The sequence below is a fragment of the Thermoanaerobaculia bacterium genome (assembly GCA_035260525.1).
Classification (GTDB): domain Bacteria; phylum Acidobacteriota; class Thermoanaerobaculia; order UBA5066; family DATFVB01; genus DATFVB01.
Window position 1 is genome coordinate 52,787 of record DATFVB010000073.1, and the last position, 20,155, is coordinate 72,941.

Annotated in this window: 20 protein-coding genes; all 20 read right to left on the minus strand. The window is 70.2% G+C overall.

Annotated elements, in window-relative coordinates:
* Window positions 1–71: 71 nt before the first annotated feature.
* Window positions 72–1,112: a chemotaxis-specific protein-glutamate methyltransferase CheB gene (gene cheB / locus VKH46_03630; protein HKB69907.1), complete on the minus strand. Its 1,041-nt coding sequence runs from the start codon at window positions 1,110–1,112 to the stop codon at window positions 72–74.
* Window positions 1,109–1,945: a protein-glutamate O-methyltransferase CheR gene (locus VKH46_03635; GenBank protein HKB69908.1), complete on the minus strand. Its 837-nt coding sequence runs from the start codon at window positions 1,943–1,945 to the stop codon at window positions 1,109–1,111. Before VKH46_03635 ends, cheB begins: the two co-directional genes overlap by 4 nt.
* Window positions 1,942–4,170 carry a HEAT repeat domain-containing protein gene (locus VKH46_03640; GenBank protein HKB69909.1) on the minus strand — a complete coding sequence of 743 codons (2,229 nt, stop codon included), beginning with the start codon at window positions 4,168–4,170 and terminating at the stop codon, window positions 1,942–1,944. Before VKH46_03640 ends, VKH46_03635 begins: the two co-directional genes overlap by 4 nt.
* On the minus strand, window positions 4,157–4,516 hold the full coding sequence (locus VKH46_03645) for a hypothetical protein (GenBank protein ID HKB69910.1): 360 nt from the start codon (window positions 4,514–4,516) through the stop codon (window positions 4,157–4,159). Before VKH46_03645 ends, VKH46_03640 begins: the two co-directional genes overlap by 14 nt.
* Window positions 4,513–6,399, minus strand: coding sequence for an ATP-binding protein (locus VKH46_03650; GenBank protein HKB69911.1), 1,887 nt, complete (start codon window positions 6,397–6,399; stop codon window positions 4,513–4,515). Before VKH46_03650 ends, VKH46_03645 begins: the two co-directional genes overlap by 4 nt.
* Window positions 6,396–6,782 (minus strand): response regulator, encoded by a 387-nt coding sequence (locus VKH46_03655; GenBank protein ID HKB69912.1) that lies wholly within the window; start codon window positions 6,780–6,782, stop codon window positions 6,396–6,398. Before VKH46_03655 ends, VKH46_03650 begins: the two co-directional genes overlap by 4 nt.
* A gap of 43 nt (window positions 6,783–6,825) precedes the next feature.
* Window positions 6,826–7,551 (minus strand): transglutaminase-like domain-containing protein, encoded by a 726-nt coding sequence (locus tag VKH46_03660; GenBank protein HKB69913.1) that lies wholly within the window; start codon window positions 7,549–7,551, stop codon window positions 6,826–6,828.
* A complete protein-coding gene (nusB, locus tag VKH46_03665; protein HKB69914.1) occupies window positions 7,548–7,967 on the minus strand; it encodes a transcription antitermination factor NusB in 420 nt (139 codons plus the stop codon). The genes VKH46_03660 and nusB overlap by 4 nt, the downstream gene beginning before the upstream one ends.
* Window positions 7,967–8,479, minus strand: a complete 513-nt coding sequence (gene ribH / locus VKH46_03670) for a 6,7-dimethyl-8-ribityllumazine synthase (protein ID HKB69915.1) — start codon at window positions 8,477–8,479, stop codon at window positions 7,967–7,969. Before ribH ends, nusB begins: the two co-directional genes overlap by 1 nt.
* Window positions 8,480–8,557: 78 nt before the next feature.
* Window positions 8,558–9,541: a carbohydrate kinase family protein gene (locus VKH46_03675; GenBank protein HKB69916.1), complete on the minus strand. Its 984-nt coding sequence runs from the start codon at window positions 9,539–9,541 to the stop codon at window positions 8,558–8,560.
* Window positions 9,538–10,398, minus strand: coding sequence for an S-methyl-5'-thioadenosine phosphorylase (gene mtnP / locus VKH46_03680; GenBank protein HKB69917.1), 861 nt, complete (start codon window positions 10,396–10,398; stop codon window positions 9,538–9,540). The genes VKH46_03675 and mtnP overlap by 4 nt, the downstream gene beginning before the upstream one ends.
* A gap of 22 nt (window positions 10,399–10,420) precedes the next feature.
* Window positions 10,421–11,389: a Gfo/Idh/MocA family oxidoreductase gene (locus VKH46_03685; GenBank protein ID HKB69918.1), complete on the minus strand. Its 969-nt coding sequence runs from the start codon at window positions 11,387–11,389 to the stop codon at window positions 10,421–10,423.
* Entirely contained in the window at window positions 11,386–12,159 is a 774-nt protein-coding gene (lpxA, locus tag VKH46_03690) for an acyl-ACP--UDP-N-acetylglucosamine O-acyltransferase (protein HKB69919.1), read from the minus strand. Before lpxA ends, VKH46_03685 begins: the two co-directional genes overlap by 4 nt.
* The gene (gene fabZ, locus VKH46_03695; protein HKB69920.1) at window positions 12,156–12,599 is read right to left on the minus strand and encodes a 3-hydroxyacyl-ACP dehydratase FabZ; all 444 of its coding nucleotides are present in this window, start codon (window positions 12,597–12,599) and stop codon (window positions 12,156–12,158) included. The genes lpxA and fabZ overlap by 4 nt, the downstream gene beginning before the upstream one ends.
* Window positions 12,599–13,615 (minus strand): UDP-3-O-(3-hydroxymyristoyl)glucosamine N-acyltransferase, encoded by a 1,017-nt coding sequence (gene lpxD / locus VKH46_03700; protein HKB69921.1) that lies wholly within the window; start codon window positions 13,613–13,615, stop codon window positions 12,599–12,601. Before lpxD ends, fabZ begins: the two co-directional genes overlap by 1 nt.
* A 4-nt stretch (window positions 13,616–13,619) precedes the next feature.
* Window positions 13,620–14,237 carry an OmpH family outer membrane protein gene (locus tag VKH46_03705; protein ID HKB69922.1) on the minus strand — a complete coding sequence of 206 codons (618 nt, stop codon included), beginning with the start codon at window positions 14,235–14,237 and terminating at the stop codon, window positions 13,620–13,622.
* Window positions 14,238–14,314: 77 nt separating this feature from the next.
* On the minus strand, window positions 14,315–16,801 hold the full coding sequence (gene bamA, locus VKH46_03710; GenBank protein HKB69923.1) for an outer membrane protein assembly factor BamA: 2,487 nt from the start codon (window positions 16,799–16,801) through the stop codon (window positions 14,315–14,317).
* A gap of 3 nt (window positions 16,802–16,804) precedes the next feature.
* Window positions 16,805–19,237 (minus strand): ATP-dependent Clp protease ATP-binding subunit, encoded by a 2,433-nt coding sequence (locus VKH46_03715; protein HKB69924.1) that lies wholly within the window; start codon window positions 19,235–19,237, stop codon window positions 16,805–16,807.
* Window positions 19,230–19,940, minus strand: a complete 711-nt coding sequence (locus VKH46_03720; GenBank protein HKB69925.1) for an ABC transporter ATP-binding protein — start codon at window positions 19,938–19,940, stop codon at window positions 19,230–19,232. The genes VKH46_03715 and VKH46_03720 overlap by 8 nt, the downstream gene beginning before the upstream one ends.
* The coding region (locus VKH46_03725; protein ID HKB69926.1) for an ABC transporter permease at window positions 19,937–20,155 on the minus strand (219 nt) is incomplete at its 5' end. The genes VKH46_03720 and VKH46_03725, both read right to left, overlap by 4 nt.

The following is a 20,155-nucleotide window of genomic DNA, read 5'->3' on the forward strand; positions in this document are numbered from 1 at the left end:
CTACGCGAGGAGACGCGCCGATTCAAGGCGTCGCGGGCGCGGCGATGCGTCGCGCCGATCGCGTCCGCGCGTCAGGGCGGGCCGCCGTCGGCGTTCAGGAGCCGCACGATCGCCTCCGGGATCTCGACGAGAGGGCGGACTTCGTCGACCGCGCCGGACAGCGCCGCCTCGCGCGGCATCCCGAACACGACCGCCGATTCTTCGGATTCGGCGATCGCCTTCCCCCCGACGCGGCGAATCTCGAGGACGCCGTCGCGTCCGTCGCTTCCCATGCCGGTGAGGACGATCGCGATCGCCCGCGGACCCGCCGCCGCCGCCGCGCTGCGGAACAGCCGGTCCACGGAGGGCGAATACAGGTCGTTGCCGGCGCGCTCCGCCACCCGCGCGCGATACGCGGGGGCCCCGCCGACGACGTCGAGGTGCGCGCCCCCCGGCGCCACGTAGGCGCGCCCCGGCTGCAGGAGCTGGCCGTCGCGGGCCTCGAGGACCGGAAACCCCGCGACCCGCGAGAGCCGTTCGGCGAAGAGCCCGGTGAAGCCCGCGGGCATGTGCTGCGCGACGACGATCGGACAGCCGAGCACCGGCAGCGCGGGCAGGAGCGAGGAGAGCGCCGCCGGCCCTCCGGTCGACGCGCCGATGACGACGATCGCGCCGGGCCGGGCCGACCGGGGCGCCGCGCCGGGCGGCGGCACAACGGCCGGGACCGCGGACTCTCCGGGGTATCGCGCGGCCGCGGCGGCGCGGACCTTCTCGACGAGGGTCGACTCGAGCCGCTCGTACTCGAGCGACGCGTGCGCCTGCGGCTTCAGGACGAAATCCAGGGCGCCGAGGTCGAGCGCCCGGAAGACGTCGTCGCGCCCCTGCCGCGACGACACGACGATCGCCGGGATCCGCAGGTTCGCCGCGAGCCATCGCAGCACCGAGAACCCGTCGAGCCCCGGCATCTCGAGGTCGAGCGTGATCACGTCCGGCCGGTGCGCCACCGCGAGCCGGATCGCCTCCTCCCCGTTCACCGCGGTCGCCACGACCTTGAGCTCCGGGTCCTTCTGGACCATCCGGGAAATCGTCACGCGCGAAAACGCGCTGTCGTCGACGACGAGGACGCGGATCATTTCCGGTACGCCAGGTCGTGCGGCAGCTGGCGCAGCCGGAAGGCGGTCGAGAACGCGACGAGTGACTCGACGCGGCCGAGGAAGAGGTGTCCTCCGGGGAGCAGCCGGTCGTACAGCGACGCGACGACGGAGCGCTGGGCCCGGTCCTCGAGGTAGATCAGCACGTTTCGGCAGAAGATCACGTGAAAGCGCGGGAGCGCGGCGAGCCTCGACGCCTCGACGAGGTTGACGCGTCCGAACGCGACGCGCCGGCGGACCTCTTCCCTCAGCCGGAACCGGCCGGCCCCCTCGGATTCGAAGAAGCGGGCCCGGCGTTCGTCGGAAGTCTGGCGGAACGCGTTCTCGCGGAAGACGGCGACGCGCGCCCGCGCGAGACTCGCCGACGACAGATCGCTCCCGAAGATTTCCACCGAGTGTCGGTCGAAGAATCCCTTCTCCTCGAGAAGCATCGCGATCGTGTAAGGCTCCTCTCCGGACGCGCACCCGGCGCTCCAGATCCGGAGCGGGCCGGGGTCCGCCTCGCGATCCCATTCCGGGAGCAGGTCTTCGGAGAAGGCGGCGAGCTGCTCGTTTTCGCGGAAGAAGTAGGTCTCCGGATTCGTGATCCGGTCGAGCAGCGCGTCGAACTCGAGCTCCTCGCCGGGACCGTAGCGCAACCGATAGAAGTACGCGCGGGGACTTTCGAGCCGGAGCTCCTCGATGCGGTGGCGGACGCGCGACTCGAGCAGGAACCGGTTCGACTCGGTGAAGTCGATCCCGCTCCGGGCCCGGATCATGTCGGCGAAGATCCGGAACAGGTCGTTCGGAAACGGCGCGCCGCCGTTGTCGGTCACGGCGCCGCGTCGGCCCGGAGCACCTCCGACAGGACGGCGGCGCGGCGCGGGTCGGCCTCCCTCCACGCGCGCTCGACCGCGCCCGGAAACCTCCGCCGGAACCGCAGGAGCGTCGCCGCCAGGTCCTCGGCGATCGCCTCGCGCGAGAGCGCCTCGACGACGGTGCCGACGTCCGACTCCACCGCGATCGCCTCGAGAGCCGTGAGCGCGGAGCGCGCGACGAGGTCGTCCGGGTCCTCGAGGAGGGACCGTCGGAGGATCGGCCGGCGGTCGTAGCGCGCCCGCCGGCCCATCGCCTCGAGGGCGGTGGCCCGGAGACGCCAGTCGGGGTCCGAGACGCGCCGCTCGATCGCCTTCTCCGCCTCGAACTCGCGGGAATCGGCCGCCGCCGAGAGCGCGGCCTGCCGGACCTCCGGATCGGCGTCGTCGAGCGACGCCGCGATCGCCTCCCACGCGGCGGGTCCCCCGATCGCGCCGATGGCCTCGAGCGCCGCGATTCTTTCCGGCGGCTCGCCGCGCGCCGCGATATTCCGGAGCCGCCGCGACGCTTCGTCGCCGCCGAGCGAGGCGAGACAGCGGCAGGCGGCGGCCCTTACCCAGAGATCGTCGTCGTCGAGCGACGCGAAGATCGCCTCCCGGTGCGACGCGGCCCTCCCCGACACGCAGAGGGCCTGCACGGCAACCTGCCGCACGTGCGCGCTCTCGTCGGCGAGCGCGTGCTCGAAGACGGCCGCCATCGACGGGTCGCTCTCCTTCCCCGCGATCGCGACCGCGCGGCCCCGCACGACCGCGTCCTCGTCCCGGCTCGCCGAGAGGAGCTGCGCCCGAAAGTCCTCTCCCCCGAGCCCGGCCAGCAGCGCCAGGGCATTCGCGCGGGTGAGCCCGTCGCGCGACGCGAGCGCGCGGACGAGGCGCTTCCGGAGCGGCTCGCGGGCGGCCGCGTCGTTCTTCGCCATCGACGCGAGCGCCTCGGCCGCGGCCGCGTCGACGCCCGCGTCCCCGTCGCCGAGGTGCGCGACGAGGTAGTCGATCGCGCGCGAGTCGCCGATCTTTCCGAGGAGCTCGACCGCGTCCCGCCTCACGGGCGGAGAATCGTGCTCGAGCACGGCGAGCACCGAAAAGAGCATCGCGCGCGACGGATGCCGGCCGAGAAGGCGAATCGCGAGCTCGACCTTCTGCTCGTCTCCCGCGGGAGAGAGGAGCGCGACGAGCGCGGGGCCCGCCGCCTCCCCGAAATCCTCGAGAGCGCGCTCGGCCGCCTCCGCCGAGTCGCGCGAGAGCTCCGCGACCAGGATCGGGAGCGACTCCGGGTCGGCAATCCAGCCGAGCGCCCGCAGGAGATCGGCCTTGCGGTCGCGCCGCTCGGTCTTCTTCAGGGCGAGCGCGAAGGCGGCCGCCGCGCCGGCAGGGGCGTTCTCGCGGAACTTCCGCCGGAGATAGTCGCGCTCCCGGCGCGCGAGAATCGCCGGCCGGGGCGCCTCGTCGAGGGCGACGAGCGCGCGCAGGAGCGGGAAATCGGGGATCGAGGAGCTCGCGAGCCGTCCCGCCAGCAGATCGATCGACCCGAACCCTCCGATCGCGCCCGCCGCCTCGAGCACCGCCTTCTTCAGAGCGGGATTCTGGTCGCAGGCGACGATCGCCGGCAGCGCCTCGACCGCGCGAAGGCGGCCGAGCGTCTCGATCGCGTGGTAATGGAGCCAGGCATTGTCGCCGGCGAGCACGCGCATCAGCGTCGGGACCGCCTCGGGCCGCTTCATCTTTCCGAGCGCCACGATGGCGGCCGAGGCCACGTTGACGTCCTCGGACGAAACGAGGGAGACGAGCGCGGCCGCGCTTTCCTCGGCCGGGATGTCGCCGAGGATCGTCGCGAGCGCGATGCGCCCGTCGGCGTCCGCGACCCGGCCGAGCTCGAACAGGAGGTACGGCAGCGCGCGGATGCCGAAGGCGCGAAGCGCCTCCGCCGCCGCGTTTCGCATTCCGGCGTTGCCCTGATCGTGAAGGGCCGGGATCAGGGCCTGGACGACGCCCTCCGTCGGGTTCGCCTCGAGCCCTTCGATCGCCGCCTTGCGGACGCGCCAGTCGGGGTCCCCCGCGAGCTCGACGAGCAGGTCGATCGCGTCCGGATCCGACCGCTCCATGAGGATTCGCGCGACTTTCTGCCGGACGTCCGAGCTCTCGTCCCGGGAATCGCGGCGCAGGGCCGCGATCAGCTCATCGTCGGCCATGCGCCTCCCGGTAATCGGCGGGCCCCGGCGCTTCCGTTCGGGAGACGGCGCGGGGTCGAGTCTCGGACACGGCGAAGAACGGCGCCGGGCCTCCGCCGACGAGAATGAAATTGACGGCGCCCGCGGCGTTTCCTCGAACCTCGTAGGCCTTTCCGCGCCAGAAGGCCACGCCGTGCGGCGAGCCGGGGAGCGGCGACACCGGCAGCGCGGGGGTGATCTCGAGGAGATCGGCGGCCGGCGCGAAGTACTCGGCCCCCTCCGAACCGAAGACGATGCCGAGGTCGTCCGGGGTCCGCCGGGGCGGTTGCCGGAAATAGCGCAGGATCGCCTCCGCGGCGGCGGTCACGCGGCGCCCCCGCCCGCCGTCGCGGGGCGCGGCCCGCCGGCCGCCCGGACGATCCGTTTCGGGTCGAGAACCAGGATCGCGTCATCGCCGCGTCCCTGCGACGCGCCGATCAGGAACGGCGCCGCGTCGCCGGTCACGACCGGCCGGACGACGAGCATCTCCTGGCGGAGGACGCGGGCGACCGAGATCGCGCTGCGATCGGACAGGAAGACGGTCACGCGACCGGGTCCGGCGGCGGGTTCCGTCCCGGCGACAACGCGCGAGAGCGGGATCGCGGCGTCGCCGGCGCTCTCCCGCGCGACGCGCGCGATCGCCGCGAGCGGGAACGCCCAGGCGCGATCCTGTTCGAGGACGACGAGCGCGTCGAAGACCGCCTGCGCGATCGCGATCTCGATCTCGAACCGCGTTCCGCGTCCGGGCGTCGAGAGGACCCGGACCTCGCCGTGGCGCGCCGCGACCCGCTCGGCGACGAGGTCGAGGCCCACTCCGCGCCCGGAGATCTCCGAGACGGCGGACGCGGTCGAAAATCCCGGGCGGAAGAGGAAAGCGCGGGCTTCCTCCTCGGTCGGCTCGGCTTCCGGCCGGATCCATCCGAGCTCTCGAGCCCGGCGCACGACGGCCAGGGTGTCGATGCCGCGCCCGTCGTCGGCGAGCGAGATCAGGAGCCGCGAGTTCCGGGAGCGCGCCATGAGCGTCACCGTGCCGCTCTCCGGCTTGCCCGCCGCGCGGCGTTCCCCGGGGGACTCGATCCCGTGGTCGACCGCGTTGCGCACGATGTGGAGGAGCGGATCGGCGAGATCGTCCGCGAGCCCACGGTCGATCTCGGACTCCCCTCCGACGATCCGGAACTCCGCCTTCTTGCCGGAGCTTTCGAGGATCCGCTTCGCCGCCCGGCTCAGCCGGTCCCCGAGCCGCGAGATCGGAACCGTGCGGATCCCCGCCGCCTGCCGGGCGAGCCGCTCGAGCGAACCGTCGAGGCGCAGCCGGAGACGCGCCGCGATCACCCTCTGCGAAGGGGGAAGGCCCTCCTCCAGGCGCACCATCTCGCCCGAAAGCTTCTGGAAGCGCGCCCGCGCTTCGTCCGCCTCCGCGAGGAGCGCTTCCAGCCGGGAGGCCTCGAGGCGGAGGGTGCGGACCGCCGCCCGCTCCGTCTCTTCGGCCGCGACGCGCGGCTGCTCCGGCTCGCGGCTGACCCGCCGGAGCCCTGCGTCCTCCGGGAGACCCTCGGGCTCCCGTTCCCGGGCGACGAGGAGCTGGACCGCGACTTGCTCCGCGGAGAACCCGGCGACCTGCGGCAGGGTCGCGATCCACTCCCCGCCGTCGTTCAAGCGCGCGCCGAGATCCTTCAACGCCGCCTCGAATGCGTCGAGGGGAAACGCGACGTCGATCGTCCAGATCGCCGTGCCGGCCGCCCGATGCGCGCGCAGCCGGCTCTCCTCGTACTCGGAGAGGCACGACACCGTCCGTTCCGGCAGATCGAGCTCGGCGGACAGCGGAGCCGCGGGCGGGGTCGACGCCGGTGCGCGCGCCTCCGAGAGGAGTCCGATCGCCTCCTCCGCCGGAAAGGCCGCGTCGTCTCCCGAGGCCGCGGCGTCGATCGCCGCCTCGAACCGCAGGAAGAACCGATCGAGCGCCTCGCGCACGCGATCGGTCCACGTCACCCGCGACAGGCGGATCGCGTCGAGGAGGCTCTCCGCCTCGTGCAGCGCGCCCGCGAACCGCGAATACCCCTTCAGCCCGGCGAGCCCCTTGAGCGAATGTACCGCGCGGAAGAGCTCGTTGATCTCTCCGGCCCGGGGCGGCCGCGCGAGCGAGAGCACGCTGCGGACGGTTTCGAGCCGCTCGGCCGCCTCGGCGGAGAAATCGACCGCGTCGCCCTTCATGTCAGCGAGGGGGGTGTAGCGAGGAGTCGGTCGACCGCCGAGCAGATCTGCTCGGCCGAAAAGGGCTTGCGGACGTAATCCTGCGATCCGAGCGCCATCGCGCGCTCGACGTCGGCCGCCGCGACCTCGGTGGACACGACGAGAATCGGGATCGTCCGGTATTGCGGGTGGTTCTTCAGGAAGCCGATGAGCTCGAGGCCGTTGATGTCGGGCATGTTCACGTCGGTGACGATCGCGTCGAAAAGGTGCCGGGGCAGCAGCCGCAGGGCTTCGAATCCCGAGGACGCTTCGAAGACCTCCCGCCGATCCGGATCGTCGAGCGCCGCGACGATCATCGACCGCGTCGCGTCGGAATCCTCCACGACGAGGATGCGCTTGATCACGCCGTCTCTCCGCCGATCGCGGCCGCCGCCGGCGTCGCGCGCGTCATCGCGGTTCCACCGGAGCCGGCCGCGTTTCCCCGGAAACGACGGCGAGCCGAAGGTCCCCGGGACGGGTCCAGGAGCGCCGAGCGAACGCGACGTATCGGGCGTCGACCCCTCCGCCCGCCGCGAGCGGGTCCGCGAACGTCCATCCCCGATCCGGATAGAAGACCTCGACCCAGCGGTGGTAGACGCCGGAGAGCTCCGGAGCGTAGCCGGGGGTCCCCGGGTCGGTCACGAGGACGCCCTGGATCGTGGCCGCCGGAATTCCGGCGCGCCGCAGGAGGTCGACCGCGAGCTCGGCGAACCCGACGCAGTACGCGCGCCGGGAGGCGAACACCGCCGCGGGCTCCTGTGGCCGGGAACGGTCGGAATCGTACGCGACCGAGCGTCGCACCCACGCGAGCACCGCGCCGGCCGCGCCGGCCTGGAGGCGCTGGCCCGCGACGAGCGACCGCGCGAGCCGGTCGCGGTCGGGCGCCGGGGCGGGCGCGGCGCCGACGTCTTCCGGCGCCCGCGGCGCGCCGCTCGGCCGGCGAGCCGGAGACGCCCGCACGACCAGACGCAGGCCCGATCGCTCGGGGAAGGCCTCCAGCGAGTAGCCGTTCACGTCGAGCTGGTCGAAGAGCGCGGCGTCGCGGCCGCGGGCGAAGTAGACCGCGGTCGCGCCCGACGACTCGGCCGCCGCGAGGAGAGCGATGGCGAACGCCGCCATCCGACCGCCCGTCACGGCTCCCCGGTCTCCGCGGGCGATTTCAGGACGCCGTCGAGGATCCCGTTGATGAACTGCGACGACCTCGGGGTCGAGAAACGCTTCGCGATCTCCAGAGCCTCGTCGATGACGACGGGGGCGGGCGTGTCGGGCTCGTGGCGAATCTCGTAGAGCGCCATCCGGAGGATGTTCCGGTCGACGGCCGGCATCCGCTCGATGCGCCAGTTGTCCGCCTGTCGGGTGATGAGGTCGTCGATCTCCGGCCGGTGCTCGAGAGTTCCGATGACGAGCCGCTTGGCGTAGTCCCGGGTCGAGTCTGCCGCGTGCCGCCACTCCTGGAAATGGTGGAACATCTCCTCGGGGGCGGCGCCCGTCAGGTCGTTCTCGAAGAGCATCTGGAGCGCGAGCTCCCGGGCGCGGCGTCGCGACCCCATCAGCGGACCTCCGCCCGTTTTCGCGCCCCCGGCGCTCCGGCGCGGAGGGGCCGCGGCGCTTGCCGCGCGCGTTTCCTCAGCCTCGCCATCTCGATGGCCGCCTCCGCCGCTTCGCGGCCGGCGTTTCCGGCTCGCCCCCCCGCGCGATCCATCGCCTGCGCGTGATCGTCGCAGGTGAGGACGCCGAACGCGATCGGGACGTCCTGAGCGGCGTTCAACTGCGCGAGCGCGGACGCGACCGAGCGGGAGAGCACGTCGAAGTGCGGGGTGTCGCCGCGAATCAGGCACCCGAGGGAGACGACGGCCGAACGCGCCCGGCGGACTTCCCAGCGGCACGCGGAAACGAGCTCGAACGAACCGGGCACGCGGACGACCGCGACCTCGCGGGCCCCCGCGGCCCGGAGCACCGAGAGGGCCCCGTCGAGGAGACGCTCGGTCACGTCCGCGTTCCAGCGCGCCGCAACGACCGCGAAGCTCAATCCCTTCGCGTCCAGGGGTTCGCGGTCTGGCAATGACCCTTTTCGCATCCGGTGCGGGAGGATTGTAGCAGGGAGGAGACGGGCGCGACAGCGGCCGCGGCGCTTAGCCACTCAGGCGGCGACGGGCGAGAACAATCCGGCCAGGTCCGCTTCCCCGAAGTTCTCCCGGAACCGGCCGAGGAAGTCGTCGGGCGAAAAGCGCGGCGGCTGCGGTCCGAGAGCCTCGAGGCAATAGACCGCCGCCACACTCGCGACGCGCCCGCTCAGGTCCCACGGATAGCCGCGGAGCATCCCCTTGAGCAGGGCGCCCCGATAGGCGTCGCCGACGCCGGTGGGATCCACCGCTTCGCCGCGCAGCCGCGCCGGAGGGATCTCGTGCCGGTCGTCCGGGGTGCGGATCGTCGATCCTTCGGAGCCATGGGTGACGATCAACGCGCCGACCTCCGCGAGGAGGTCCTCCTCGGAAAGCCCGGTCTTCTGCGAAACGATGCCGAACTCGTAATCGTTGCAGATGAGGGCGGCGGCCCCTTCGAGGCCGTCCACGAGATCCGCGCCCGACAGCCGGGCGACCTGCTGGGAGGGGTCGTAGACGAACGGCACGCCCGCTTCCCGACACTCCCGCGGATACCGCGTCATCGCTTCGGGGTCGTTCGGCGACACGATCACCCAGGCGGGTCGGGCCTGTCCGTCGCCGACGAGCGAAAGCTCGCCCGCTCGCCCCATGGCGCCCGTGTAGAACGAGGCGATCTGATTCTGGTCGCGATCGGTCGAAACGAAAAACGAGGCGGTGAAGAGGTCGTCGTGGATCCGGAGACCCGAGACGTCGATCCCCTGGGCCGCGAGCCACTCCCGGTAGTCCGCCGCGTCCCGGCCCGCCGAGGCCACGATCCGCGGCCGCTCGCCGAACTGCGCCAGTCCGTACGCGATGTTCGGAGCGCATCCTCCGCGGACGCGGCGCATCTCGTCGACGAGGAAGGACACCGAGATCCGGTTCAGGCGGTCCGGGAGGAAGTGCTCGAGGAATCTCCCGGGAAACGTCATCAGGTAGTCGTACGCGACGCTCCCCGTGACGACGACGCTCCCGCGGCGCTTCACGGGAAGCGCCGTCCGAGAATCGGGGCGAGGTCGGCCCGGACGCGCCCGGAGATGTGCGCCGGGTCGGTCACGATCGCGTCGCGCAGCGCGTCGCGACAGGAGCAGCCGCGGCCGGGATCGACCCGGGAAACGGCGGTGAGCAGCGCCCGCTGCGCCATCTCGGCGTTCCCGCGGAGAACCCCGAGCACCATCTCCACGGAAACTTCTTCCGTCGCCTCGCGCCAGCAGTCGTAGTCGGTGACGAGCGCCATCGTCCCGTAGCAGATCTCGGCCTCGCGCGCGAGCTTCGCCTCGGTCAAATTGGTCATCCCGACGACGCTCGCTCCCCACGAGCGGTAGAGGTTCGACTCCGCGCGCGTCGAGAAGGGAGGGCCCTCCATGCACACGTACGTCCCGCCCTCGTGCACGACCGCGCCCGCCTTTCGAGCGGACGCGGCGAGCGCCCCGGAGACCGACGGGCACACCGGATCGGCGAGCGAGACGTGCGCGACGATTCCGTCGCGGAAGAACGTGTCGATCCGCGACCGGGTCCGGTCGATGAACTGGTCGGGAACACAGACGTGCGAGGGCGCGAGCTCCTCCCGGAGACTTCCGACCGCGGACGCGGAGAGGATCGCGTCGCATCCGAGCGCCTTGAAGCCGAAGACGTTGGCCCGGAACGGGATCTCCGACGGCGAGAGCCGATGGCCGCGGCCGTGCCGCGCGAGGAACGCGACGGGCACTCCGGAGAGCGCTCCCAGTACGTAAACATCCGACGGGGCGCCGAAAGGGGTCGCGACCGTACGCTCCTCGCGGCCGGCGAGGGCGGGCAGGTCGTACAGACCGCTGCCGCCGAGGATCCCGATCCGCACCGTCAGGCGACCCCCTTTCGCGGCGGCTTCACGCCACGACCGCGCGGCCCGTCGCCGCCGTCCTCTGGTGCTGCTCGATCGCGGCGCGGACGTCGAGCGCCAGCGCGAGGGCCGCACGCCCTTCCGACCCCGAGACCAGAGGCGCCGCCCCGCGGCAGGCCGCGGCGAAGGAGGCGAGCTCCCGGCGCAGCGGCTCCTCCTTGGCGACCGCAATGGAGGCCGGGACGATGGCGGGCTTCCCGTCGGGACCGGGCAAAAGGCGGACCGCGCCGATCTCCTGCGTTCCCATGTCGATCGACACGTAGTGCTCCGGCGCGAAGACGCGGAACTTCCGGACCTTGTCCACTGATACGCGCGAGGCCGTGAGGTTGGCGACGCAGCCGCCCTCGAACGCGATCCGGGCGTTGGCGATGTCGATCCGGGGCGTGAGCACCGCGACCCCCGCCGCGCGGACCTCCGCGACCGGCCGCGCGACGATCGCCTGGGCGATCTGCAGGTCGTGGATCATCAGGTCCAGCACGACGTCGACGTCGAGGGATCGCGCGGTGAAAACGCCGAGCCGGTGCGTCTCGATGAAACGGGCGCCCGCCGCGAGCGGCAGGGCCGCCTCGACGGCCGGGTTGAACCGTTCGATGTGGCCGACCTGGAGGACGACGCCGCGGCGCGCCGCGCGCGCGATCAGGTCGTCCGCCTCTTCCAGCGTCGCGGTCATCGGTTTCTCGACGAGCACGTGGCGGCCCGCGTCGAGCGCCGCGGCCGCCGTGTCGCGGTGCGCGACGGTCGGCGTGGCGACGACGACCGCTTCGCAGGAATCGATCAGCGCCTCGAGGGTGGGCGCCGCGGGGATCCCGAATTCGGCCGCCACCTCGGCCGCGCGCTCGGGCCGCACGTCGTAGACTCCCGCCGCCCGCACCCCCTCGAGCCCCGCGAGCACCCGCGCGTGGTGCCGCCCGAGCGACCCGACGCCGGCGACGCCGATCGCGATCGGAGCGCTCACTTGTGCACCCCCCGTTTCGCCGACCGGACGAACCCGGCGACGTAGGACGCGTCGGGGTCGTCGGGGAACTCCTGCTCGATCCGCCCGAGAGCCTGCGAGGTGTTGAGCCTCGGCGAGGCGAGCAGCCGGAAGATGTCCTTCAAGCGCTCGATCCGCTCGTCGGAAAATCCCTTGCGCTTCAAGCCGATCGTGTTCACGCCGTACGTGCGGACCTCGTCGGTCCCGACGGTCTTGACGAACGGGAGGACGTCCTGCGACGCGCGCGTCATCGCGCCGACGAACGCGTGCCGCCCCACGCGCGAGAACTGCTGGACCGCGCAGAACGCCTCCAGGATCGCGTCATCGCCGATCTCGACGTGGCCGGCGAGCGCGGCGTAGTTGGCGAAGATCGTCCGCGATCCCACCCGGCAGTCGTGCGCGATGTGAATGTACGCCATCAAATAGTTGTCGTCGCCGATCACGGTGACGCCGCCGCCCCCCACGGTCCCGCGATGGACGGTCAAATACTCCCGGAAGACGTTTCGCGCGCCCACGCGGAGCTCCGTCTTCTCGTCGCGATACTTCAGGTCCTGCGGCGCGAGGCCGAGCGCGACGTGCGGGAAGATCCGGTTCCCCTCCCCGAAGAACGCCGGTCCCTCGATCACCGCGTGCGCGCCGACGCGGCATTCCGGCGAGAGCGTCACGAATTCGCCGATGACGGCGTAAGGTCCGATCTCCACCCCGCCGGCGATCTCGGCCTTCGGCGAGACGATCGCGGTCGAGTGGATCATCCGCGCGGTTTCTCGACGATCGAGGAGAAGATGATCGCCTCCGCGCACAGGTGGCCGTCGACGAGCGCGCGGCCGCGGGCCTTGCAGAGCCGGAGCTTGGTCGTGATGATCTCGACCTCGAGCCGCAGCTGGTCGCCGGGCACGACGGGGCGCCGGAACTTGCACGCGTCGATGCCGGTGAAATAGGGCACGCGCTCCTCGCGGTCGGCGACCGAGGCGAGGAGGCAGACCCCGGCGGTCTGCGCCATCGCCTCGACGACGAGCACGCCGGGCATCACCGGGTTGCCGGGAAAATGCCCCTGGAAGAACTCCTCGTTGAAGGAGACGTTCTTCAGCCCCACGGCCCGCCGGCCGGGCTCCATCTCCAGGATCCGATCGACGAGAACGAAAGGATAGCGGTGCGGAAGGATCCGAAGGATCTCGTGGATCGACAGCTCCATCACTCCTCCTTCGAACGCGCTTCGAGCGCGCGCACCCGGTCGAACAGCTCCGGCAGCCGGTCGGCCGCCGCCTCGCGCCGGAGAAAGTCGGCGTGCGGCTCGGCGGGCATGCCCGAGACGACGGCGCCGGGCTGGACCTCGCGCATGACGCCGGCCTGCGCCGATACCGTCGCGCCGTCGCCGACGACCATCCGGTCCGCAACGCCGACCTGCCCGGCGAGCGTCACCCCGCTCCCGATCTTCGCCGAACCCGCGATCCCCGTCTGTCCGCAGATGATCGAGTGCTCGCCGACCACGACGTTGTGGCCGATCTGCACGAGATTGTCGATCTTGGTCCCCCGCCCGATCCGCGTCTCCGTCAGCGCCGCCCGGTCGATGCACGCGTTGGCGCCGACGTCGACGTCGTCTTCGAGCACGACGATCCCGATCTGCGGGATCCGCCGGTGCGCGGAGCCGTCCCAGACATAGCCGAAACCGTCCGCCCCGACGACCGCGCCGGCGGCGATCCGGCAACGATTACCGACGCGGCATCCCGCCGCGACGACCGCCCCGACCCCGAGCCGGACGCCGGAGCCGAGCCGGGCTCCCTCGCCGACGAAGGCGTTCGCCTCGAGGAGACATCCCTCGCCGAGCACCGCACCCCGATCGATCACGGCTCCCGGCCCGATCGACGCACCGGCGCCGACCCGAGCTTCGGCGGACACCACGGCGGTCGCGGCCCGGCCGGGGGCGACGGGCGCCTCGGGATGGACGTGTTCGAGCGCCGCCGCAAACGCGGCGGTCGGGTTCGGGTGGATCAGCGCGGGGCGGCCGGCGGCCTGCTCCGCGCTCGAGACGATCAGAGCCCCCGCGCGGCTCGCGCGGGCGGCGGCGGCGTTGCGCGGGCCGGCGACGAAGCTCATCTCGTCGGGTCCGGCCTCCGCGAGCGGCGCGAACCCCCGGAAGACGAGTTCGCCGGGGCCGGCGAGTGTGGCGCCCGTCACCCCGGCGATCTCGGCGAGGGAGAACGGCTTCACCGAATCAGTGGGCGCCCGGCGGCGGAGGCGGCGTCTTCGCGCCCGTCTTGGGCGGCGCGGCCGGCTTGCCGGCGGGAGCCTTGGCCGGCTCCTTCACGGGAGGCGCCGTCACCTGCGTGTTGAAGCGGCGCAGCACCTCCTCGGTGATGTCCACCGACTCGTCGGCGTAGACGAGCATCCCGGGAGCGTACTTGTTGAAGATCAGGGTGTATCCCTTTTCCTTCCCGACCTGGTTGATCACGGGAAGGACCCGCTTCTCGAGCTCGCTCAACTCCCGCTGCTGCGCCTCCTGGACCTCCCGCTGGGCGTCGTCCTGGAATCGCTTGTACGAGATCCCCTTCTCCTGGTACTCCTTGTTGAGCTGCTCGCGCTTGTCGTCGGTCATCGACGGCCCCTGGTCGGTGAGCCGCTGCTGAAGGGCCTGCAGCTCCTTCTGGAGCTTCTCGGAGTCCACCTGCTTGGCGTCGATGATCTTCTTGACTCGGCCCTGCGCTTCCTTGCCCGCGGCCGATTCGACGACGAGCTTCTGCACGTCGATGACGGCGATTTTCGGCGGCGCCGTCTGCGCCGCGGCCGGCAACGCCAGCGCGCCGGCCATCGTCACGATTGCCCAGAACTTCATTCGCTCTCCTTGTCGCGGCGCGCGGCACGCGCGCCCCGCGGGTCCATCCGTAGAACTCTCGCAAAAGCGGGAGGATATCAGAACGTCGTGCCGATCGAGAAGTCAAATCCGCTCCGCTTTTCCTTCAAGCGCGAGATCGGAAACCCGAACTGGTCGAGCGGCTGGATCGGGTGCAGATTCCACGAATAGATGAACCGGAGCGGGGCCTGGAAGATCGGGAGCACCAGGCGCATCTCGAGCCCCACGGAGCTCCGGATGTCCGAGATGACGAAGGACTGATGCTCGATCCACGTGTTCCCCGCGTCGAAGAACGACAGGAGCTTCACAGGACCGAGCCGCGCGAAGACGTATTCCACGTTCAGGACGGCGTACTTGTCGCCCCCGAGAATTCGCCCCTGCGGGTCGACGAAGATGTGGTGCGCGCGGTCGACCGGAACGATCGACCCGATCGGGAAACCGCGGATGTTCTGCTCCCCTCCGAGCGAGAACCGCTCGAAGATCGGAAGGTCCCGTCCCGCGATCGGGATCGCGTACGCGGCCTCCGCGTGCACGCCGAAATACCGGTTGTGCAGGAAGGGAATGTACGCGGTCCCCCCGAGGCTCGGCTTGACGAAGTAGTTCGATCCTCCGAGGCCGGCATATTCGACCGCGACGAAGAAGCGCCGTCCGGTCGAGGGGTCGATCGGGTCGTCCGTCGAGTCGTACCGGTAACCCGGGCTGACGTAGGAGGTCGTCCCGTCGACGAGCGACGTCGCGAGCGGAGGCACCGGCGCTCCGGGCGGGACCGGCGCCGGCTGGACGGGGTACCGCGAATGGATGCTCTCGAGACCGTACGTCAGCGAGTACGAGTCGAATATTCCCAGCGCGCGCCCCCAGAAGACCGAGAAGCCCTTCCGCCGGTCGTCGATGTCGAGGTAGGTGGATTGGCGGCTGTAGATCTGCCCCCCGACCGTCTGGTCCTTGTCCCGGAACCACGGCACCGTGTAGCCGACGTCGTAGAGCTTCGTGATCCGCCCGAGCTGGACCGACGCCGAGATGATCTCCCCCCGCCCGAGGAAGTTCCGGGTCGAGAACGAGAACTGGCCGAAGAAGCCGTCGAACCCGGAGTAGCCGGCGCCGAAGTTGAGCTCGTTGCGCGAGGTCTCCTCCCCCTTCACCGTGACGTCGACGGTTTTCTTCGCGTTGTCCGGAACGAAGGACGGGTCCTCGCCGAGCTTGAAGTAGCCGAGCTGCGAGATCTTCACGATGCTCTTCTTGAACGCGTCCATGTCGAGAACCTGGCCCTCGTCGATCGCGACCTGGCGGCGGAGAACCTTGTCCCGGGTCCCGGTGTTTCCGGTGAACTCGAGCCGGCCGAGACGGAACGGGTCTCCTTCGAACATGCGGACGACGATGTCCACCCGGCGGTCCTTGCTCACCGCCTGGTACTGAGGCTCGCCGTACCAGTAGATGTACCCCTTCTTCTTGTACTTGCTCTCGATGACCGACAGGGCCTCGGTCATCCGCGCCCGCGAGAGGACCGCTCCCGGCCGGCAGTAGCGGAACTCCCGGAGGAGCTCCTCCTTCGGAAAGACTTTCGGATCGCCCTCCTCGAGCCCCACGTCGATCTTCCCGAAATAGAATTTGTCCCCCTCGACGAGGGGAATCGTGATCCGCACGCGCTTGTGGATCTTCTTCGGATTCTTCTGGGCCGGATTCTTGGCGTAGATCTCGAGCTGCGGCTCCTTGACGACGACGTCCTTGTAGCCGTAATCCTGGTACAGGTGCTTGATCGACTCGATGTCCTCGTCGAAGTTCGCCTGGTTGTAGACGGTCTTGTCGGAGAGCAGGCGCCAGACCGTGTTCACCTTCGTCTTCTTCATGGCGAGCCGGATGCGCGCGGCGGAGAAGACGTGGTTCCCCGTGAACCGAATCGCCGAGATCTTGATCTTCTCCCCCTCGTCGATGACGAAGACGAGCTTCTGGTCGGTCTTCGTTTTCCCTTCGACTCGCCAGTCCACGGAGACGCTTCGGAACCCGTTCTCCTGATACGCGTCGCGGATCGCCTGCGACACCGCGGCGACGTCTTTCATCGAGAGCGGCGCGCCCGTCTTGATGGAGGCCTTCTCCTGCGTGAGCTTGTCCCGGAACTGCGAGACGGAGAGCTTCTTGTTGCCGGTGTACTCGACCGACGTGATCGTCGGGCGCTCGGTGACCGTCACGAACAACGTGACGCCTTCCGGTCCGCGGTCGGCGTCGACGCGGATGTCGTCGAAGAGCGCCGAGCTCCAGAGGTTCACGAAGTTCTTCCGGATCTTCGCGGGATCGTACGGATCTCCGACGTGCACGCCCAGGTAATAGAGGACCGTATCGGGCGACACGGCGGTCGAGCCGATCATGCGCAAGCCGACGATCTTCGGGGCGTTACCGGGGAGGGCCGCCGATGGCGGCGCGGCCGGCGCGCTACCGGGGGGCGCGGGAGGAGGCGGCGCGGCCGGCGCGGGGACGGGCGAGATCTGGCCGCTCGCCGCGGCCGCGCACAGGGACAGGACACCCGCCGCGGCGATCTGGACGAGCCGCTTCAACGATCAGTCTACCTGGCTCACGGTCTCTTTGTCGCGCGCGGCGACCGAGAGCTCGTCACCCTCCACGGTGACGGAGAAGCTGCTGATCTTCTCCTCACGATCCACGATCAGCGACTCGGAGATTCGGTCCTCGACGTACTTCTGGATCGCCCGCCGCAGGGGACGCGCGCCCATGTGGGGATCTTCCCCGGAGCGAACGAGGAGCCATTCGATCGCCTCGTCGTCGATCTCCACCGTCACGTTCTTGTACCGAAGCGCCTCGTTGACGTCGGAAATGAGCAGCCGGCACACGCGCTGGAGCTCCTCGTGGGAGAGCGGGTGGAAGACGATCACGTCGTCGATGCGGTTGATGAACTCGGGCGAGAAGTCGCGCCGCAGCTCCTTCAACACGAGGTCCTCGATCTCGCGGTGGGTGCGCGGCTCTTTCGAGTCGCCGAAGCCCATCCGCGTCTGTGTGACGAGGTGCCGCGTCCCGATGTTGGAGGTCATGATGATCAGCGTGTTCTTGAAATCGACGACGTTGCCGTATGCGTCCGTCAGGATTCCGTCCTCGAGGATCTGCAGCAGCAGGTTCGCGATGTCGGGATGCGCCTTCTCGATCTCGTCGAGCAGGATGACGCTGTACGGATTGCGCCGGATCTTCTCGGTGAGCTGTCCGCCTTCCTCGTGACCGACGTACCCGGGAGGCGAGCCGATCAGCTTGGAGACCGCGTGCTTCTCCATGAATTCCGACATGTCGAAGCGGACGAGCGCCTTCTGGTTCTCGAAGAGGAACTCGGCCAGCCGCCGCGCGACCTCCGTCTTGCCGACTCCCGACGGCCCGAGGAAGATGAACGAGCCCATCGGCCGGTTCGGGTTGTTCACCCCGAGCCGCGAACGGCGAATCGCCTTCGCGATCGCCCCGACCGCCTGCTCCTGCCCGACGATCCGCTTCTTCAGGGCGTCCTCCATGTGGAGGAGCTTCTCCGCCTCCTCCATCTGGAGCGACGAGACCGGAATGCCGGTCCAGGAGGAGATGATCTCCTCGATGTCCTGGCGGGTGACCTCCTGGGAGGAGTCCGGCCGGTCCGCCGAGGCGGCCTTCGCGCGTTCGATCTCCTCCTTGAGCTCGATCTCGCGTTCGCGGAGGAACACGGCCTTCTCGAAGTCCTTGTCGGAGATCGCCTTCTTCATCTCCTTGACGATCTGCTTCGTCTCCGTCTCGAGCTTCCTCAGGTTCTGGGTGTCGGCGACCCTCTTCAGCTTCACCTTCGCGCCCGCCTCGTCGAGGAGGTCGAGCGCCTTGTCGGGGAAAAAGCGGTCGGTGATGTAGCGATTGGACTGGTACACCGCCGTCCGGATCGCCTCCGACGAGTACCGGACCTTGTGGAACTGCTCGTAACGCTCCTTGACGCCCTCGAGGATCTCGAACGTCTCGGTCTCGGTCGGCGGCGCGACCGTGACCGCCTGGAAGCGGCGCAGCAGCGACCGGTCCTTCTCGATGTACTTGCGGTACTCGCGCATCGTCGTCGCGCCGATGCAGGAGATCTCTCCGCGCGAAAGCGCGGGCTTCAGGATGTTGGCGGCGTCGAGCGACCCCTCCGCCGAGCCCGCGCCGATCAGCGAGTGGATCTCGTCGATGAAGATCATGATGTCGTTGTTCTCGCGGAGCTCCTTCAGGATGCCCTTCAGGCGCTCCTCGAACTGCCCGCGGTACTTCGTTCCGGCGACGATGAGCGACAGGTCGAGCGCGAGGATCTTCTTCGTCGAGAGGAAGAGCGGGACCGCTCCCTCGACGATGCGCGTGGCGAGACCCTCGACGATCGCGGTCTTGCCGACGCCCGGCTCGCCGAGGAGGATCGGGTTGTTCTTGGTCCGGCGGGAGAGGATCTGGATGATTCGCTCGACTTCCTTGTCGCGCCCGATGAGCGGGTCGAAGGTCCCCGCGTTCGCCGCGGCCGTCAGGTCCCGGCTGTACTCGGCGAGGAACGGGAGCTCCTTCTTCTGCTTCGAGGCCTCGCGCTCCTTGATGAGCGAGATCGTCTCCTCGCGCACGCCGTAGAGGTTGAAGCCCCGCGCCGTGAGGAGGCGCCCGGCGACCGACCCGTCGACGCGCAGGATCCCGACGAGGAGGTGCTCGGTTCCGACGTAAGGATGCACCATCGACTCCGCCTCGTGGCTCGCGTAGGCGAGGATTTTCTTGGACTCCTCCGAGAGCGGGAGCTCGGCGGTCGACGAGATGCGCTCGACGAAGATCCGGTCCCCTTCGATTTCGCGGCGGATCTCCTCGGGCTTGACGTTGAACCGGGAGAAGATCTCCTTGATGATGTCCTCGCCTTCCCGCAGGATGCCGAGCAGGATGTGCTCGGATTCGATTACCTTCGAACCGAGCTTGGAGGCTTCGTAGCGGGCGAAGAAGAGGGCCCGCCTCGCCTTCTCGTTGTATTTTTCAAACATCCGGGCTTCCGATCCCTCCGGGCACTCCCTGGCGAATTCCTGGGGTGGACATCGGGAAAATTTTATCACACCGCGACGCGAGCTCCGGATCGTGCGTGACGAGCACGACGCTGCCTCCGCTCTCGCGCTGGACTTCCCGCAGCAGGAGGAAAACCCGTTCCGCGTTCTCGCGGTCGAGGTTGCCCGTGGGCTCGTCGGCGAAGATCACGCGGGGGCTCCGCGCGATCGCGCGCCCCACGGCGGCGCGCTGGAGCTCCCCGCCCGACATCTCGGCCGGGAAATGCGAGGCGCGGCCGGCGAGGCCGACGCGCTCCAGGATCTCCCCCGCGCGCCGGCGCGCCTCCCGGGGCGGGACGGCCGCGATGCGGAGCGGCAGCGCGACGTTCTCGGCCGCCGAGAACTCCGGCAGGAGATGGTGGAACTGGAACACGAACCCGATCCGCTCGTTGCGAAGCTTCGCGCGTTCTGCGGGGCCGAGGTCCGACATGCGCACGCCATCGATCTCCACGAACCCGGAATCGGGCGAATCGATTCCCGCGAGCAGGTGGAGGAGGGTCGATTTCCCGCATCCGGACGGCCCGACGACCGCGACGAACTCCCCCGCGGCGACCTCGATCGACAGCTCTTCGAACACGCGGACGGCTGCCGGACCGCTCCCGTACGTCTTCGTGAGCGCACAGGCCCGCACGACCGGGACGCTCATCGCGAGAGGCGGAGCGCTTCCGCCGGACCGACGCGGCCCGCGGCGCGCGCGGGGAGCGCCGCCGCGCCCATCGCCGCGGCGAGCGAGAACGCGATCACGAGCGCCAGGTCCCGAGGATGGAGCGCGAACGGAACGTGGGACATGAGGTACACGTCGGCCGGCAGCGGAACGAGCGCGTAGCGGTCGAGCGCCCACGCAGCCGCCGCGCCCGCCGC

What these genes read in the sequence shown, in the direction of transcription:
- cheB (HKB69907.1), bottom strand. Translation starts at nt 1,112, where the DNA reads ATGATCCGCGTCCTCGTCGTCGACGACAGCGCGTTTTCGCGCGTGACG.
- VKH46_03640 (HKB69909.1), bottom strand. Translation starts at nt 4,170, where the DNA reads ATGGCCGACGATGAGCTGATCGCGGCCCTGCGCCGCGATTCCCGGGAC.
- VKH46_03650 (HKB69911.1), bottom strand. Translation starts at nt 6,399, where the DNA reads ATGAAGGGCGACGCGGTCGATTTCTCCGCCGAGGCGGCCGAGCGGCTC.
- nusB (HKB69914.1), bottom strand. Translation starts at nt 7,967, where the DNA reads ATGGGGTCGCGACGCCGCGCCCGGGAGCTCGCGCTCCAGATGCTCTTC.
- lpxA (HKB69919.1), bottom strand. Translation starts at nt 12,159, where the DNA reads ATGATCCACTCGACCGCGATCGTCTCGCCGAAGGCCGAGATCGCCGGC.
- fabZ (HKB69920.1), bottom strand. Translation starts at nt 12,599, where the DNA reads ATGGAGCTGTCGATCCACGAGATCCTTCGGATCCTTCCGCACCGCTAT.
- VKH46_03705 (HKB69922.1), bottom strand. Translation starts at nt 14,237, where the DNA reads ATGAAGTTCTGGGCAATCGTGACGATGGCCGGCGCGCTGGCGTTGCCG.
- VKH46_03715 (HKB69924.1), bottom strand. Translation starts at nt 19,237, where the DNA reads ATGTTTGAAAAATACAACGAGAAGGCGAGGCGGGCCCTCTTCTTCGCC.
- VKH46_03720 (HKB69925.1), bottom strand. Translation starts at nt 19,940, where the DNA reads ATGAGCGTCCCGGTCGTGCGGGCCTGTGCGCTCACGAAGACGTACGGG.